General features: G+C 37.9%; 17 protein-coding genes, 1 tRNA gene and 1 pseudogene. 1 reads left to right on the top strand and 18 read right to left on the bottom strand.

Going from position 1 to position 18250, the window contains the following annotated elements; translation table 11 throughout:
- Positions 1-97: 97 nt before the first annotated feature.
- The 15 genes and pseudogenes from HMPREF1865_RS06585 to thiT form a co-directional block, all read right to left on the bottom strand.
- A tRNA-Lys gene (locus tag HMPREF1865_RS06585) sits at positions 98-173 on the bottom strand.
- An 83-nt stretch (positions 174-256) separates the two neighbouring features.
- Positions 257-490 carry a hypothetical protein gene (locus tag HMPREF1865_RS06590; RefSeq protein WP_021148387.1) on the bottom strand — a complete coding sequence of 78 codons (234 nt, stop codon included), beginning with the start codon at positions 488-490 and terminating at the stop codon, positions 257-259.
- A gap of 70 nt (positions 491-560) precedes the next feature.
- On the bottom strand, positions 561-1526 hold the full coding sequence (gene moaA / locus HMPREF1865_RS06595; protein ID WP_060919610.1) for a GTP 3',8-cyclase MoaA: 966 nt from the start codon (positions 1524-1526) through the stop codon (positions 561-563).
- 26 nt (positions 1527-1552) lie between these two features.
- Positions 1553-1993 carry an MOSC domain-containing protein gene (locus tag HMPREF1865_RS06600; protein ID WP_004698555.1) on the bottom strand — a complete coding sequence of 147 codons (441 nt, stop codon included), beginning with the start codon at positions 1991-1993 and terminating at the stop codon, positions 1553-1555.
- 213 nt (positions 1994-2206) lie between these two features.
- Positions 2207-3536, bottom strand: a pseudogene (locus HMPREF1865_RS06605) (nucleobase:cation symporter-2 family protein).
- A 179-nt stretch (positions 3537-3715) separates the two neighbouring features.
- Positions 3716-4333 (bottom strand): cyclodeaminase/cyclohydrolase family protein, encoded by a 618-nt coding sequence (locus HMPREF1865_RS06610; protein WP_060919611.1) that lies wholly within the window; start codon positions 4331-4333, stop codon positions 3716-3718.
- Between the two features lie 29 nt (positions 4334-4362).
- Positions 4363-6033, bottom strand: a complete 1671-nt coding sequence (locus tag HMPREF1865_RS06615; RefSeq protein ID WP_060919612.1) for a formate--tetrahydrofolate ligase — start codon at positions 6031-6033, stop codon at positions 4363-4365.
- 276 nt (positions 6034-6309) lie between these two features.
- Positions 6310-7578 (bottom strand): SLC13 family permease, encoded by a 1269-nt coding sequence (locus tag HMPREF1865_RS06620; protein WP_060919613.1) that lies wholly within the window; start codon positions 7576-7578, stop codon positions 6310-6312.
- 103 nt (positions 7579-7681) lie between these two features.
- The gene (gene ttdB, locus HMPREF1865_RS06625) at positions 7682-8293 is read right to left on the bottom strand and encodes a L(+)-tartrate dehydratase subunit beta (RefSeq protein ID WP_060919614.1); all 612 of its coding nucleotides are present in this window, start codon (positions 8291-8293) and stop codon (positions 7682-7684) included.
- Positions 8293-9195: a L(+)-tartrate dehydratase subunit alpha gene (gene ttdA / locus HMPREF1865_RS06630; RefSeq protein WP_060919615.1), complete on the bottom strand. Its 903-nt coding sequence runs from the start codon at positions 9193-9195 to the stop codon at positions 8293-8295. The genes ttdB and ttdA overlap by 1 nt, the downstream gene beginning before the upstream one ends.
- 384 nt (positions 9196-9579) lie before the next feature.
- Positions 9580-10608, bottom strand: coding sequence for an AraC family transcriptional regulator (locus tag HMPREF1865_RS06635; RefSeq protein WP_060919616.1), 1029 nt, complete (start codon positions 10606-10608; stop codon positions 9580-9582).
- A 114-nt stretch (positions 10609-10722) separates the two neighbouring features.
- Positions 10723-11058, bottom strand: coding sequence for a cupin domain-containing protein (locus HMPREF1865_RS06640; RefSeq protein ID WP_060919617.1), 336 nt, complete (start codon positions 11056-11058; stop codon positions 10723-10725).
- A gap of 355 nt (positions 11059-11413) precedes the next feature.
- Positions 11414-12649 carry a molybdopterin molybdotransferase MoeA gene (locus HMPREF1865_RS06645; protein WP_060919618.1) on the bottom strand — a complete coding sequence of 412 codons (1236 nt, stop codon included), beginning with the start codon at positions 12647-12649 and terminating at the stop codon, positions 11414-11416.
- Positions 12630-13754, bottom strand: coding sequence for a molybdopterin-guanine dinucleotide biosynthesis protein B (gene mobB / locus HMPREF1865_RS06650; RefSeq protein WP_060919619.1), 1125 nt, complete (start codon positions 13752-13754; stop codon positions 12630-12632). Before mobB ends, HMPREF1865_RS06645 begins: the two co-directional genes overlap by 20 nt.
- On the bottom strand, positions 13747-14277 hold the full coding sequence (thiT, locus tag HMPREF1865_RS06655) for an energy-coupled thiamine transporter ThiT (RefSeq protein WP_060919620.1): 531 nt from the start codon (positions 14275-14277) through the stop codon (positions 13747-13749). Before thiT ends, mobB begins: the two co-directional genes overlap by 8 nt.
- A gap of 183 nt (positions 14278-14460) precedes the next feature.
- On the opposite strand from thiT, the gene HMPREF1865_RS06660 reads away from it, so the two are divergent.
- Positions 14461-15447: a GMP reductase gene (locus HMPREF1865_RS06660; protein ID WP_004696596.1), complete on the top strand. Its 987-nt coding sequence runs from the start codon at positions 14461-14463 to the stop codon at positions 15445-15447.
- Between the two features lie 109 nt (positions 15448-15556).
- Here the strand turns inward: HMPREF1865_RS06660 and HMPREF1865_RS06665 are convergent, their stop codons facing one another.
- The 3 genes from HMPREF1865_RS06665 to HMPREF1865_RS06675 form a co-directional block, all read right to left on the bottom strand.
- Positions 15557-16750 (bottom strand): MFS transporter, encoded by a 1194-nt coding sequence (locus HMPREF1865_RS06665; RefSeq protein ID WP_060919621.1) that lies wholly within the window; start codon positions 16748-16750, stop codon positions 15557-15559.
- A 182-nt stretch (positions 16751-16932) separates the two neighbouring features.
- On the bottom strand, positions 16933-17508 hold the full coding sequence (locus HMPREF1865_RS06670) for a hypothetical protein (RefSeq protein WP_060919622.1): 576 nt from the start codon (positions 17506-17508) through the stop codon (positions 16933-16935).
- 8 nt (positions 17509-17516) lie between these two features.
- On the bottom strand, positions 17517-18113 hold the full coding sequence (locus HMPREF1865_RS06675; protein WP_060919623.1) for a hypothetical protein: 597 nt from the start codon (positions 18111-18113) through the stop codon (positions 17517-17519).
- Positions 18114-18250 lie beyond the last annotated feature (137 nt).

Genomic DNA, 18250 nt, shown 5'->3' on the forward strand with positions numbered 1-18250 from the left:
TGTCGCATTACTTATTGCAATTCAAGATATATAAAAAGCTAAAAGGAAAATATTTACACAAAAAAAAGAACTCACATAAAATGTGAGTTCTTTACTTTGGTGGACCACCAGGGGTTCGAACCCTGGACACCCTGATTAAGAGTCAGGTGCTCTGCCAGCTGAGCTAGTGGTCCATGACATGAATAATTATATGCTTATTTTATAGGAATGTAAAGAAAATTTATTACACTCCTATAAAATATCAACATTCATATTATTAATATTGTAATACCCAGTCCTTCATAATATTACAGGCCTCAGTAGGGAGTAGATCACTAGTCCCTACGCAGTTTTCACCACTATATAGTTGAAGCACACTATGAGTGCGACTTACTTCTTTTACAATAACATTCGTCAAATTAGACTTAGGAACGCTAAATTGTAAACCATAACGACCAAAATAAGTAAATACGGTTTCTTGTGTATTGTATTCTATATGGACTTGAAGCATCTTGCCTCCCGGCCAGCATGATTCAACATTCTCCTTTGATCTAGGCTTTAAAAAATCAAGAAATCCCATACTACCCTCCGATTCGCCACATTGGTCGTTCTGGTTGCTCCATGCCTATACCATCATGTCGTTCTTGTTTTCGTTGCAAAGCACGTTCGATATGCTTGGCTAAAGCCTCTTCTGAGGCACCATTGCGCACGAGCGATACAAGGTCAGCCTCATCATCTCGCAACAAGCACAATCGCATTTGACCATCAGATGTAAGGCGCACACGATTGCATGTATCACAATAGCTATGAGACATAGAAAAAATAAAGCCTACAGCCTTACCACTAGGTAGTGCCAAATATGTAGCTGGACCAAAGCCATAAATAGAATGAACCTCTGTGAGAGATCCGCCACTAACGCGTTCTAATTGTTCCTTCCATTCATCAAAGGTAGGCCCATGAAAGGCATCACCTTGGAACGGCATGTATTCAATAAACCGCCAAACAACAGGCCATTTTTCAACATATTGTAATAAAGATTTAACTTCATCATCGGACCAATAACGAGATAAAACCGTATTAATCTTAACGGATTTAAAGTTAGCATTAATAGCACTACGTATACCGTCGAGAACAGACTCCAACTGCCCCTCTTTACCAACACAGGTGGCAAAAGCTTCAGTTTCAAGAGAGTCCAAACTAATATTCACACGATTCAAGCCAAGTTTTTTTAACCGTTGCGCTCGTGAGGCTAATAAACTACCATTGGTAGTCATAGAAATATCTTCAAACCAACCTGTTTCTTTAATGCGACCTAGTAACTCTTCGATATGTGGATAGAGCAAAGGCTCACCGCCTGTGAGGCGTACTGCCTTCACACCAATATGATGGAAGGCCCCTAATATATTCATCCATTCATCAACAGATAATAGTTGTGTTTGACTTTGAGGAGTAATTTCTGCAGGTCGGCAGTAGGGACAACAAAAATTACACGCATCTGTCAACGACAGACGTACATATTCAATTGTACGACCCCATGCGTCTTTCATAACACACCTCATTTACTAATACGAAATTATTTAATAATAGATACTTCATCACCTACATGAATCATACCAGTTTTAAGAACCTTACCAAAGATACCTTGTGTAGGCATAATGCACGAACCAACTTGTTTCATAATTTCACAACCTTGATGACATTCCTTGCCAATTTGAGTAATTTCAAGAATCACATCATCACCTACTTGTAAGTGAGTCCCTACAGCTAATTCATAAAGAACCATGCCTTCTACTGTAATGTTTTCAGCGAAATCACCAGGTTTGACATCTGCACCTTGTGCCCTCATGTGATCAATACTCGCAATACCAAGCAAGCTGATTTGGCGATGCCAATTTCCTGCATGAGCATCTCCCTCCATCCCATGATCAACAATGAGATTGGCGGATTCAATATTATGTTTTTTTTGCCCTTTTCTCTCACTTATGGAGATAGCAATAATTTTTCCGTCTGCCACGTAGTCCTTCCCTTCTTATGGGAACATTCCATATACATAACTTTTATAAACACTTAATTGTAAATACAAATTAATATTTCTATTTTATGAAAGCATCACAAAATAGTTCTACAATTATCTATATATTATAGCATAATATTCTAATGTTTTTCCTGTGATTTTATTCACTAAAAAAACTCTACCGAAAGAGGTAGAGTTCTCATCTAGTTATTATTATCGGCGACCCATTTCTTTAATTTCGTCACCTTTATTAACACCATTTAGTAATAAATTAAGCAAGATTGCCATAATACTACCAAAGGTAATGCCAGATTTTAATATAATTTGTGCCCAATCAGGGAAATTAGCATAAAAGTTCGGCGCCGCAATAGGGATCATAGCCACTCCAATACTAATCGCCACAAGCATCAAGTTATGATTACCATCAAAGCTAACCTTACCAAGAGAGCGAATACCACTGGCAACAATCATGCCAAACATAGCAATGCCAGCACCACCGAGCACTGCATTTGGAATGCTAGCAACTATAGCAGCTAATTTAGGGAATAATCCTAACAAAATTAAGATTACTCCAGATGCAGCTACTACAAAGCGACTTTTAACACCTGTAACCGCAATAAGTCCTACATTTTGAGCAAAGGCTGTATATGGGAAACTATTAAGAATTCCCCCTATTAAAGTAGAAATACCATCGGCACGAATAACAGAAGCCAATTCTTTTCGACCTATTGGCTTATCCACAATTTCACCAATAGCAATACTATCACCTGTAGTCTCTACCATGACAACGAGCATGACGATAATCATAGATAGTACAGAAGCCCAGTCAAAGGTTGGCAAACCAAAATAGAATGGTTCAATGAAAGCAACCCATTGAGAACGACCAACTTCGTCAAAATTAGCAACGCCCATTGCAAAGGCAATTGCTGTGCCTGCGATTAAACCGATTAATACAGAAAGATTACTTAAGAAACCTTTAGCAAACTTGTATACAAATACAACAATTAAGAACGTAAGAAACCCAAGTCCTATGTTTGTATAGCTTCCAAATTCTGGATTTCCTACGCCGCCCCCCATCCAATTAATGGCAACTGGCATTAAGTTAATCCCAATAAGAGTAATTATGGTTCCCGTTACAACAGGGGGGGAACAGTCGAATTAGACGACTAAAGAATGGAGCTACTAGAAAGGTAAATAAACCTGCTACAATAATGGCGCCGTAAATGGCAGTCATACCATGCTGTGCCCCAATCATAGTCATAGGTCCGACAGATGCAAAGGTAACACCTTGGATCATAGGGATGCGCCCACCTATATTACCGAAGCCTAATGTTTGAATTAAGGTCGCAATGCCACAGGTAAACAAGTCTGCTGTAATAAGTCGAATCAAGTCCTCCACCGGTAAATTCATCGCCTGTGCCACGATAATCGGTACCGCAACAGCTCCAGCATACATGGCAAGTACATGCTGTAAACCAAAGGCAAAGAGCTGTGGTATGGGCAACATACTATCGACTGTATTTATTTGGTTCTGATCTGTCATAATGTCTCCTACATAAAACCTCGAAATATCACCCATTTATTTTACACTATCGTTCGGATTATAACAATAAAAAAAGAGAGTCTATTATTTTATACGTATTAATAGGCTCTCTTTATATTATTTCCCGAACTTTTATAGTTTGCTCGGTTATATTATTCGATTTATATTATAATCTCTTATTATTCATATAACCCTATGATAGACGACTCTTTAACATCAAGATCTTTTTCAATGGCATACATCTTAGATGTTAGTTCTGCTACAAAACTTTCATCTTTAATACCAGATAAATTAATACGCACATTCAAAAAAGCCGATTTCACCGCAGCACGCGCATTAATGGCAGCAATAATACCATCTGTAATAAGGTTTTGATTACCCTTACGAGAGGCTAGTTCTGCTAAATCAAATATTTGATTCGCTAATCCTCCAATTTCAAAAGGTACCATAGCCGCATCTTTGTAAGCTTGCTGAATAGCCTCTGTGCGTATAGCTTTTTCCTCATCTGTGTTCTTTGGCAGACCCAATGCCTTCATAAAGATGTTAAACACATCCGCATCAGCTTGAGATAATTCAAGCATACGATTGCGAATCTCTTCCGCTTTAACCTGAAGCGCCTTCATTTCAGGCTGAACCGCTTCATAGCCCTTTTTACCAACTGTTAGGTTTGCTACCATTTCTGCTAAAGCCGCCCCCGTTGCGGCAGTTAGTGCCGCAATAGCACCACCACCTGGTGTCGGCTCTTTCGATGCAGTAGCAGCCACAAAATCTATTACCCGTTGTTCTACTAATTTCATAACATAGCCTCATGTAAAAACACTTTCTATTAGAACAAGCCTTTAATTGTGCCGTCTGCTTCGATATCCATATTAAGAGCAGCAGGACGTTTAGGAAGGCCTGGCATGACCATTACGTCACCTGTACGACACACGATAAAGCCTGCCCCATTAGCAACACGAATATCAGATACAGTAATTGTAAAGCCTGTTGGAGCGCCTAAAAGAGCTGGATTATCGGATAAGGAGTATTGCGTTTTCGCCATACATACAGGCAAACGATCAAGTCCCCAATCCGCTAATTGTTTAATTTGCTTTTTGGCTTTGTCCGTAAAGATAACTCCATCGCCACCATAAATAGTTTTAACGATTTTATTAACTTTATCCTCTAAACTATCTTCCAAATCATATACGAATTTAGGTGTTGGCTTAGGACCTTCAAGTAACTCTACGACTTTTTTCGCCATATCAGTGCCGCCTTCGCCGCCCTTTTCCCAACATTCATTAAGCTCTACAGGCACGCCAAACTCATCACATAGGCGAGTCAACTCAGCAATTTCTGCATCTGTATCGCTAGCAAATTTATTGATTGCCACTAATACAGGCACATTGAAATAACACATGTTTTCAATTGCTTTTTGTAAGTTGCTGAAACCTTTAGTCACGGCTTCAACATTTTCTGTATTCAACTCTTGTTTTGGTACACCACCATGCATTTTAAGAGCTCGTAATGTAGCTACGATGACGATTGCATCAGGGAAAATATCGCCATATCGGCATTTAATATCAAGGAACTTTTCAGCACCCAAGTCAGCGCCAAAGCCCGCTTCCGTAACTACGATATCACCAATCTTAAGTCCTAGTTTTGTAGCTACAATGGAGTTACAACCATGAGCAATATTGGCGAATGGACCACCATGAACAATAGCTGGTGTATGTTCCAATGTCTGTACAAGATTCGGCTTGATAGCATCTTTCATAAGGAGAGCCATCGCACCTTGGCAACCAAGTTGATGAACATAAACAGGATTACCTGCTAAGTTACAACCGATAACAATGCGGCCAAACCGTGCTTTCAAATCTTCTAAATCCTTAGCGAGGCAAAGAATAGCCATGATTTCAGAAGCAACAGTAATCATAAAATGATCTTCCCGAGGGAATCCACATACTTTGCCACCGAGTGCAACTGTAACATTGCGAAGAGCACGGTCATTCATATCTAGAACACGAGTCCATGATAATTGACGCAAATCAATTTGCAATTCATTGCCTTGATGGATGTGATTATCGATCATAGCGGATAATAAATTATTAGCCGCTGTAATAGCATGCATATCACCTGTAAAGTGAAGATTGATATCATCCATAGGTACAACTTGAGCATAACCACCACCTGCTGCTCCACCTTTAATCCCAAAAACAGGTCCTAAGGATGGCTCACGTAATGTAGCGATAGCATTTTTACCAATTTTTTGTAAGCCTTGTACGAGACCAATGCTCGTTGTAGACTTACCTTCCCCAGCTGGTGTTGGCGTAATCGCTGTGACTAGCACCAACTTACCATCTGGCTTGGATTCTAAACGGCGAATGGCATCAAAAGAAATTTTCGCTTTATAATGACCATATTGTTCAATATCATCAGGTGTTAAACCACATTTATCAGCAATAACCTGAATCTTCTCCATTGTATTCTGTTGGGCAATCTCAATATCGCTTAACATAAAGCCTCCTCGGCACCATGGCCACATAAACCTATATAACAATTATTAGATAGACGTATACATTTTGTAATATATGTCTACTGTGAATGTATATTTGTACACTTACATTACTCTATTATATGTGAAAGTTTCTCTAATGTCTAATACTTATGTCTAACAAATTTAGTAATCTATCTAATATATAACAAAACAAGCACAATATATGCAGGTAAGCAAGAAAAGGCCCTGACGTAAATATACATCAGGGCTTTCAATATATACCAAATACTTATCTTATTAGAATGGGAATAGGATTGGAAGTAAAATAAGTGCTACGATACTAGATACAACGATAAGTGGTAAACCAGCTTTCACATAATCCATGAAGCTATAGCCAGCTATGTTGTATACCATAGTGTTGGCAGGCATACCAATTGGTGTTGCATATGCCAAGGAGCTTGCAATTACGATAGCTGCAAGAACTGCTTTAGGATCGAAGCCAAGTTGAGATGCTAGGCTAAGACCGATAGGAACTAGTAAAGCACAAGTAGCTGTATTAGACATAAAGTTTGTCATAAACACACCAAGCACAAAAATTACTACTAACACAACGATTGGAGATGGGCTTGCACCAAGACTATTAACGATAATGTCAGCAATTACACTACCAGTACCAGTTTTTACCATTGCATCACCGAGAGCCATAGAACCAGCAAATAGCATAATTGTTTTCATGTCGATAGATTTAACAGCTGCCGTTTTGCTAATAACATTAGTAGCTACTAAAACAAGCGCACCTATCCAAGCACTTACATAAAGTTTTACACCTAATTGTTTTTCAAAAATCATAGCAACGACTGTCAGAATCAATATAATCGCAGCAGTCCATTTCTTCCAAGATGGCACATGACTATAATCATCATTACCTTCAAAAGCACCATCTGGTTGGTGGCTTGGAGCATCTGGTAAGAAACGTTTACCAATTGTAGCATAGAATATAGTACCTACGATAAGGATTGGTAAGCCTACTAAACCATAATCAAAGAAATTAAAAGAACCTAAGCCTGCTTGTTGTAATCCTGCTTGAGCAATCATGTTACCAGGAGCACCGATAAGTGAGATATTACCACCCATGGCTGCCGCAAATACGAGAGGCATCAATAACTTAGTTTGTTTAAAACCACTCTTTTTACAAATACCGATAATTACAGGAATCAGTACAGCAGCTGTACCAGTATTAGATAAGAAGCCAGATAAAACACCTGTAATCATCATAACTGCAACGAGCAAGGATGTTTCAGTTTTAGCAAACTTATGAACTACATTACCTACACCTACAGCGACACCTGTTGCAAAGAAAGCTTCACCAATTACAAACATGCCCATAAATAGTAAGACGTTTGGATCCACAAAACCTGCGAACGCTTCTTTAGCGGATAATACCCCACTTAAGTGTAGGCCTACCGCTACAACCATAGCGGTAATAGACAAAGGGATTTTCTCCCACGCAAACATGACGATGGCAAATACCAAGAAGCCAAGAGTTATCATTACACTCGTATCCATATATACCTCCCAATACGTGTAATATACCTAAAAAAGGGTACAAAAAAGGAGGATTGTACAAAATCCGTATAATCCTCCTATTTAGTTACATGTCACAATGCAATTATTTAATGAAGCCTACATATTTATAGATTTCTTCTAACACTTCTTCTTTTTTCGCATTGTATTCTACTTTTTTATTTTCAAAGTAGTTATTGCCGTTTGCATCAATGGATACGATAAGCGGACCGAATTCTTTAACCTTAAAAGTCCACAAAGTCTCACACATACCTAATTCACGCCAATTAGCAGATTCTACTTTTTCGACTTCTGTAGCTGCAAGTACGGCATTGCCTGCAGGGAATACACAGTGTAGTGCACCAAAATCTTTGCAGGCACGTGCTGTTTCAGGACCCATACCGCCTTTACCTACAATGAGACGTACCCCCGTCTTTTTAACAAATTCATATTCGAATTTTTCCATACGCATAGATGTAGTAGGACCTACAGATACAACTTCAAATTCATTATCGCTTATAGTGCGAATAATTGGTCCTGCATGAAGTATAGCCCCATCTTTAACATCAACTGGTAGCGTTTTACCTTCTTCTACCACACGACGATGGCCCATATCACGACTAGTTGTAATATGCCCAGTCAAATAAATCACATCACCTGGCTTAATGCCTTCTAAATCAGATTTTTGAATTGGTGTAGTTAATATTTTCTTAGCCATTATAATGTCACTCCTTTATGAGATTTAACTGTGCAATTACCATCCTTGTCAAAGACGAGATCGCCGCGGCGATGATTCCAACAACCTACACTAACAGCACAAGAAATAACAGATGGATGACGTGTACCATGTTCAATATTCACACCTAATACAGTTTTATCCCCACCCATACCTTGAGGTCCAATACCAATTTTATTTATGCCATCCTCTAATAATTGTTCCATGTAAGCCGCTTTTTCATTAGGTGCTTTTGAAGATACAGGACGCATTAATGCCTTTTTAGATAATCCCGCAGCGGTATCAATAGTTGTAGCAATCCCTACACCTACCAATAGTGGAGGACACGCATTCAATCCATAGCTTGTCATCAAATCAAGAACAAACTTAGCAACACCTTCATAGCCTTCGCCTGGCATCAATGTTTTACCTGACCCTGGCAAGGAACACCCGCCACCAGCCATATAAGGGAAGATTTCTACATCATCGCGACCAGGAATGATATCCCAGTGAATATAAGGTGCAGTGAGGCCAATATTTTTACCAGTATTAAACTCATCAAAAGTTTCTACACAGTTCAATCGTAATGGAGCCTCTTGTGTAGCCTTATAAGTTGCTTCCCTTAGAATATCTTCTAATTCGCCTATTAAGGGATAATTAGATCCAACCTTTACCCAAAATTGTAAGACACCTGTATCTTGACAAGAAGGACGATTAAGCTGAGCTGCTAAATCCATATTATATTGCATTGTTTCATAAATAGATTTGGCCATAGGATTTTTTTCATCCTGTGCTAATTCATGAATCTTTTCTTGTACATCATCAGGCAATACCTTTGCCATATAAGAAATGAAATTAGCTATCTTATTAGTCATTTCTTGTACTTGTTGTTCCTTCGTACTCATCGTAAACCTCCAAATGGACTTCATTATTTAAGACGTGATTATTTATGTTTCGAAACCTTAGCTCCTTTCGATGATTTCATTGTACTCTTTTTTTAGGATATAACTATCCAATTTACAAGTTCATTTTCAATGGTAAAAGTCTGTTAAACACATACAAAATTTCCTTAATTATTCTCTTTTAACCCATAAAAAAAATACAATTTCACCTATATGATTGTACAAAAAAAGAGCACTACCATCGGATCGTAGTGCTCTTTCACCATATATTTTAATAGGATTAACAAATATACAAAATCACCTAAACCTAATGATTGTATATCCGCTCAAATTTAATCTCAAAAATATGCAACTATAATCAGTTACAATGGTATATAACAATATCAGTTAATCTTGTAATTTTTTTACAACCATCTCAAGTTGTTCTCTAACGTCATTTAACTTTTGATTAGCCACTTCTAATCTAATCTTATTAGTAGAATCATCTTGATATGGTAAACAAGATTGTAGTATCTCTATAATATCCTGTTCTTGTGTTGATATAATTTCCTTCCAATCATGTAATTTTGTTTTACGTCCTATTTCGTTTGCTTGCTTACGATATTCAGATGGCGTGGTATGGAAATGTTTTTTAAAAGCTACATTAAAAGCTTTAATATCCGCAAAACCACAGCTACTTGCAATATGTGCAACTGCATCATTAGAATTAACTAAACGAACTGTAGCCTCCCTCAATCTTAATCGTAATACATATTCAAGGAAGGAGACACCTAATTGGCGTTTAAAAAATTGTGATGTATAGTTCACATTATAGCCACCTATTTTTGCAAGATTTTCTAATTCAATTTTTTGCTGATAATTCTCATCTATATAAGCAATCATTTTATCGAAGGTGGCTACTGTTATATCGACAGGCTTTGTATGTACATGAATAGATTTAACCTTATTAATTTCTTTATATATATCGCTAACTAAAGATAAATAATGATACTCCACATCTAATCGATTAGTAGGACTTTCACCATTCACCATCAATAACATCATCATAGCCGCATGATGACGCAATGTGGTAAAGAAAGAGTTGTACCGATTACTTTCATCAGAACGTAATACAAATTGATACATTCCAAAGTTAGGATCAAACTGCTGAAAGAAATCCTTTCCGACATGAATAACAAGAGCTGTCGTATCTTCTTCCAACGCCAACGTAGCATGACCCACTTGAGGGGAAATAATAATGGTATCAAGAGGTTCCATTGTAAAAACCTCACTATTACAACTCATGTCAATTCTGCCCTTTAACAAGATCAAGACTTCAACGCCACTGTGCCAGTTGTAATGATATGTACTAACCTTATATATATCACTATTGAAATCTATATGATTGTGTTTATAGGTATAATGAAAGTAATCCATCTAGCATTCTCCCGAGTACAACTAATTATGAGGCACATCTTAACGGTTTCATTTTTCAAAGCATATAAAAATGCATCCCTTCCTAATCCAAGGGATGCATTTATTATGATATATTTATTTAACTACGGTCAACAGCATCTTAAAACTTTCTCGTGCATCCAAACTATGAGGCACTTCAGACGGCATGATCAAGGTTTCACCAGCCTTCACATTATGCTCTGTATCACCAACAACGATATGTGCTTCTCCATCGAGAACTTGTACAATCGCATCCCCGACCGTTACATGCGTAGAGATTTCTTCCCCCTTAGGCAGTGCAAATAGTGTAATGCTGAGTCGCTCATTTTGAGCAATTGTAATACTAATCACTTGCCCCTCTTTATACTCTAGGTGCTCACCTAGATGTAAAATTTCGTTTACTGGGATATTTTTTGTGAAAGTCTTACTCATAGAAATCACTCCTTATATAGCTATATAATAGTAAAAGTAAATAAAAAGTAGATTAAAACAATTTTATCAAAACCAATTGATATAACTAAAAAATATCCTTCCCTTAATTTTATTATAATTTAATTGAGATTTAATTTCAGTATCTTTGGTAACAAAATTAAAATTATTTTTGGATAAACGAAATGTTTTGAATAAACGCAAAGACGAGGCCTCCTAAGAAACCTCGTCTTTTTTACATTATGGTTAGCATAAATATTATAGTTTTTTAACTAGTATATTTGTATCTAAAACTCTAAAACGCTATAACTCTAAAAAATCTAATGCCTTAGAGTAAGGGTCTAAAAATCAAAAGGGTCTAAACTGCAGGCAGCAAGCCTAATAGATACACATTTAATGTATCACCAGGATGTACTTCATGAGTTCCTCGTGGAATACATGCCAACGCATTCACAGTATATAGCCCTAACATGCTACTACTATTAAAATGACGGTTAGCCACAAAGCGTGGTACACCACCGCCGAACACCACTTTTCCTTGTACATAGCGATCAAAGGCATTACGTTTGAAGATTTCTGTATCCATTACACAAGCCACCACTGGAGTCGTCCAATTAGCCAACCCTTTATAACGCTTCAAGGTAGGCGCTACGATTAAATGCCATCCATTAAAAGCAGCCCCTGGATTACCGGACAAGCCAAAGATAATCTGACCTTTCGGGGTAACCGCACCATAGGATGCTGCACCCGGTCGCATTTGAATACGGGCATAGATAGATTCTGCCCCCAATTTTTCATAAATAAGAGGCATCGTATCAAAAAGACCTACCGATACACCACCAGAACTGATTATAACATCTGCTTCTTCACTAAGTTTTAAAACATGATTGATTTCAGAGTCTAACGCCTCTGGAGCATCACTTACATGATAATGTGTTATCTTGTGAAAACCTAAGTCCTCTAAGAGTCCACAAATCATAGCTCGATTGGAGTTGTAAATTTTACCAGGCGTTAAGCTTTCACCAGGTTCAATAACCTCATGACCAGAGGTAAGAACTAATACACGAGGCATGGCATTAACAGAGATCTCAATAATGCCAAGTCCCGTCAAAATGGTTTGTACTGTAGATGTTACCTCTGTACCGTGCGGAATCACAATAGTACCGACATTACACTCTTCACCTTGTGGAATAATATGATCACCACAACGATATTTACCTTGAATTGTAATCGATGTATGCGGTTCACCTGTGCCTACTACTTGTTCCTGCATGATAACGGTATCACATGTATCTGGTACTGGTGCACCAGTCATAATCCGTACTGCATGGCCAGGCTTTACAGGCTGTTTCCATACAACACCAGCTCCAATGATGCCGTCAACGATATATTCATTACGACCTTCTTCATAGGCGATAGCATACCCATCCATTGCAGATTTTGAAAAAGCAGGTACATCCGTTGGCGCAATAATATCCTCTGCTAGTACGTATCCCTTCGCAGCTTTAACTGCAATCGTTTCAACTTTATGAACTTGCGTTTGTAAGGCCTCATCCCATAATTGGAGAGCCTTCTCAACAGTAACGACGGCCATTTAAACTCCTCATCATTTTCTGTATGTGGCGTACCAATTCAGGTACGTCTTGATCCAATTTGCCAATTTCTATCGTCGCCACTCGGTCCATTGGGTCCGAGATCAGCTCTTCCGTATATCCCTCTTGAGTAACCTCTATAATTGGGGCAATCCCTTGGGATCTCGTTTCTAGTATAACTATATCTACAGGCATAAACTGTGATATTTCATACAAGTTGGATTGTTCTTTCGTACGTATACGAATCGCTGTTTCAGTAGGCCCTGCAATTGCAACCGCATCAGCTCCAGCTTTATAGGCAAGGTCTGTATCTGTTCCTTCATGATCCATCTGAAAGCCATGCTTATCGCTTTTTACTACACCAACCGATAAACCGATATTTTGTAACTCATACACAAGGCGCGTTACAACAGTAGTCTTACCTGTTTTACGTTTCGATGCGACCACACTAATTAAAGGTACACGGCGGAATTCATTTTCCGCTAAAGCTCGCGCCCATTGATAGTCTTCAAATCGATTAATATTGCTTAGCTCCCAACTAAAATCAGTAGCATCAATAGATTCTACATGACCAATAACATCGAGGGCATGATGCAACGATACATTTTCGCCAACAAGAATAGATTGAATTAAGGACGCAATATATGGCCTATAAATACCCGCCATCGGCTCAGATTTACCACTTTCACTATATGGGACAATGGCATTCCAATCATTATGATCTACTTGATAGAGCCAATCATAATACAAATCCATTTCCATGAATGGCATATCTACTGCCATTACCGCATAAGCAGAACTAGTGCCAACAGCTAGAGTACTATACAGCCCGCCTAAAGGTCCGCATCGCCCAACAGAATCCCGAACAATAGAAACCTTATTTTTCTCATCGTTCGATAATGTATCTATAATATGAGTCTGGATAGCAAGTCCTAATTGCTCGTCATCACCGATAGAGATAAGAATATCTTGAACATCTGCATCTAATCCCTTACGAAGTGCATGAGATATAAGACTTTCACCATTAATCCAAGGCAACAAAGCTTTAGGTTGCCCCATTCTAGTACTGAGTCCTCCAGCCAAAATAATTAAACCTAATTTATCCACGACGTTGTAAACCTCGTTTGACACCTTGATAGATGAATAGTAAAACTGCAATATTTAAAAGGCCATCTGGCACCATATAGGATGCATTATAAATCATGGAATAAACCCAAGGATTCTGCCCTTGTGGAGCATAGCTAGCAAAGACTACAGCACCGCTCGTAACAGATGCTCCCCAACGCAATACAATACCTACGATGGATCCAGCGATAAGACCAGAAAGAGAATCTTTAAAATAACCACAAACGCCAATAGCACCGTAAGCAACCAGGTAGTCTAATATAATACTTAAATAATGAACAGATGATTTAAAGCCTAAAATAAAGTGTAATATACCATATACAACACCTGCGAAGATACCTCGTGTTCCGCCCCAACGATACGCATAAATCATGAGTGGTACCAATGCTGCCGCCTTAATAGAGCCCCCCTGTGGCATATGGAAAATCGTAATAAATGACAACACTTGAGCAATGGCAATTGCTACGCCAGCTTCAGCAAGCATACGGATTTTAGACTGTTCCACATTAATCAACCTCCTTTTACCATATATCTATAAATGAATATATTATTTACACAATCTACTTGTATTGTACTACAGTTTATCCCTTACACCAAACAAAATATTCGGAACGTATTGAAAATTTTATGAGTCTCTTGTATAATGGTACAGGTTCAATATGTAATACTCGAAGGAGATATAGAAACTATGATTAATACAACTAACATCTTTGATTATGAAGACGTGCAATTAATTCCTAATAAATGTATTGTCTCCAGTCGTAGCGAATGTGATACACATGTAAAATTAGGTAAACGCACATTCCGCTTGCCAGTAGTACCTGCTAATATGCAAACTATCATCGACGAAGAGTTGGCTGAAAAATTAGCTCGTGAAGGGTATTTCTATATCATGCATCGTTTCCAACCAGAACGTCGTATGGACTTTGTAAAACGCATGCACGACCTTAACTTATATTCTTCTATTTCTATCGGCGTAAAAGCTGAAGAATTTGCCTTAGTTGATGAATTCAAGAAAGCAAACTTAACCCCAGAATATATCACTATTGATATTGCACATGGTCATTCCAATGCAGTCATCGAAATGATTCAATACATTAAAAAGAACTTGCCTGAAACTTTCATTATCGCTGGTAATGTTGGTACTCCAGAAGCAGTTCGTGAACTTGAAAATGCTGGTGCTGATGCTACGAAAGTAGGTATCGGTCCTGGTAAAGTATGTATCACTAAATTAAAAACTGGCTTTGGTACTGGCGGTTGGCAATTGGCTGCAGTTCGTTGGTGTGCAAAAGCAGCTACTAAGCCTATCATAGCTGACGGTGGTATCCGTGACCATGGTGACATCGCCAAATCTATTCGCTTTGGCGCTACTATGGTTATGATTGGCTCCCTATTTGCTGGTCATGAAGAATCCCCAGGGGAAGAAAAAATCGTTGACGGCAAAGCTGTAAAAGAATACTTTGGTTCCGCTTCTGAGTTCCAAAAAGGTGAGCGCAAAAACGTAGAAGGCAAAAAAATCTTCATCGACTCCAAAGGTTCTATCTTTGATACATTAACTGAAATGGAACAAGATTTACAATCCGCTATCTCTTACGCTGGCGGTACAACTCTACAAGCAATCCGCAAAGTAGACTATGTGCTTGTTAAAAATTCTATCTTCAACGGCGATCGCTAATATAAACGATACATGTAAAAGCCACAGGTCTTTGACCTGTGGCTTTATTTTATTAATTGAAAGAGCTACAATTCTTAGAATCATAGCTCTTTCAATTAATAATTATATATTACATTTCTTCTTCGCTAAGACCACAGTCTTTACTCATTAAATGGTATGCGTATTTACCAATACCTGCACTTACAACAAGCAATGTAGTCAATACGATAAATGCTACTGTAAGACTTGTACCGTGCGCAATGAAACCAATTAAGGCAGGTCCCATCAAAATACCCATATAACCGAGCATTGTGGATGTTGCGACCGCTTGTGTCATAGGAATAACATTTTGTTCCCCCATCGCAGAGAATAAGTTTGGTACTATCATAGCTAATGAAATACCCAATAATAAGTAAGTATACATGGAGGCATGTCCTGGTAAGAATACGATCAGCCCCATCGCAATAGAGCCAAGTAAGTAGCCACCAACAACAACTTGCTTAGATGTTAAGTGTTTACCTAATCTATTACCAAGCAAACGGCCTATGCACATAGTACCATTAAAGAGCATTACACCCATAACAGCCTCTTCAATAACAATCCCTTTATCTTCAAATAAATATAATGCACTCCAGTCCCCTACAGCACCTTCTACCAAGTAAGACACAAAGGACAATAGACCAAAAATAAGAGCGATTGGATGGAAGGACAATGGGCTTTTAGACTTTTTAGTAATCTTTGCATTTGGATCACTACCAAAGGTCAACATAAATTGGCTAACTATGACCATCGCAATAAATAATACGATGAGTAGCCCCCAAATACTTTCATTAACAGAAAAAGATAAGATTTTTAAAAGCACAAGTAAAACACCGGCACCAGCAAAACCACCTAAGCTCCAGCCACCGTGATAGGCACCCATCAAATGTTTTTTGCTCACCTTTTCCGTTAGGATAGCTTGTAAATTAGCAGAAGCACCACTAAGGCCTACACCAATACCAAAAAAGAACAGGGCTACTGTTGTTGTAGCAATAGTAGGACACATAGTAACGATGGCAAGAGATACCATACCCATAAAGCTTGCTAACAAAACGACTCTCTTACACCCAAAGCTTTCTACAAGCTTACCTGCTATAGCCATGGATAAACAAGAACCTACACCGAGCAACAAAATCATGGAGCCTAATACATCTTCACCAATACTAAGCTTTGCTTTTAAATATGGTACGAAACCAGCCCATAAAGCTGTGTACATACCAGGGATAAAGAATGCCCCAAAAGCACCACGAATATTTGCTGTTGAAATAGAAACTTGATCGTTCATTACATCCTTTCTGGCTTCTAGAACCGTCCGGCGAAGAAAGGTCCTTTGTATCTGCTAGAGTGCGTTAACTTGCATTCCTGCAGGAAACCATTTTAACTATAAATATGATATGAAAGATATAATACCCCTCTTTACGAACAATGTAAAGAGGGGTATATAAATCTAAAATTAAATTAAAATTGTCAAAGTCGTTTTGACGACATTTCATCATCAAAATTAATTCCGTACACTTGTTTATACATTGTATTGAGTATGCTATATTGACTACCTTTAAATCTAAGTTCAACAAGATCTTCATATTCATCATTTTTTTCATATGGTTCTACAAGGCTTTCACCCGAAAGAGTGTATCTCTTTACATTGATAATACGACAAGTAATACCTATATTATCTCGTTTATCACGCCATACGGAAATAAGTGGCTTATTGCTCCCCTGATGACGTAATACATCATGTCGACTGATGAGCTGACCTAAAGAGCGTTCTAGTCGATAGTCATATTCCATGTTAATAGTAGTAATATAATCTGCCCTATCTGATAGTGCATATAATATAACATTAATACGTCTATGCCCTTCAGGAGCCGATATAGGAGTAATAGACTCCATATCAACATAGTACGTCCGAGAATCATTTATAGACTTAAACTGCACATATTTAGAAGAATCTCTTAATTCAGTTTGAGATATAGCGTGACTAGATATTGGCAAAATAAGGAATGGTAACACCCATAGTAAAAGTAAAAATATGCGTCTCATAGTCCACCTCACGGTACTAGAATATCATCAAAATTTTGAAGATATATGGCCTTAAATAGTGCATCTGCATTATTATAGGTATTTTCATCATATCGGCTTCGGCCAACTGGTCCCATCCATTCCGCATCTGTGAAAATAGAACGGTTTTCAATATGCCACTTTTCTCCATTCAATTTGTATTTACCACTGGATTTTAACTTTGCAACAATTCCAGATTGATTTTCAGCAGCCGAAATTACATCAACTAACGATGAATTTTGTTGTTTCTCACGATTAGAATGAATCAAGCTAGCTAGAGAATAATTGATATCATAATAAACTGTCATTTCAGTCTCTCTGATAAAAGGACTATTTTCGTAATCAAATACCATGTACGAGGTCCCCTGCAATACATACTTTGGAGGATTATACTCAACAATATGAATCGAATCCAAATTAATAAATGAATAAAACTTATCTACATGATTACTCGATTCTAAAGGATATTCCTCATAAGTTACTAACTTAAAATTAGGTAATGACTGTAATTCTTGAAGACTAATAGCCTCTGCTGGCATAGTAAAAGATGCCATCATAACAAGTAAAAGCAAAAAACGTTTAAACATACTATCAACCCCTCTCCATCTAAATTGTTAAAATATAACCTTATCGTTTAGATAATTAGAGAACCCCAATATCAACTACAATCACTATATTAATAACGAACGAGCAACAAATTATATGATTTGATATGGATAACATA

Origin of the sequence: Veillonella parvula (assembly GCF_001553335.1) — a bacterium.
GTDB classification, from domain to species: domain Bacteria; phylum Bacillota; class Negativicutes; order Veillonellales; family Veillonellaceae; genus Veillonella; species Veillonella parvula_S.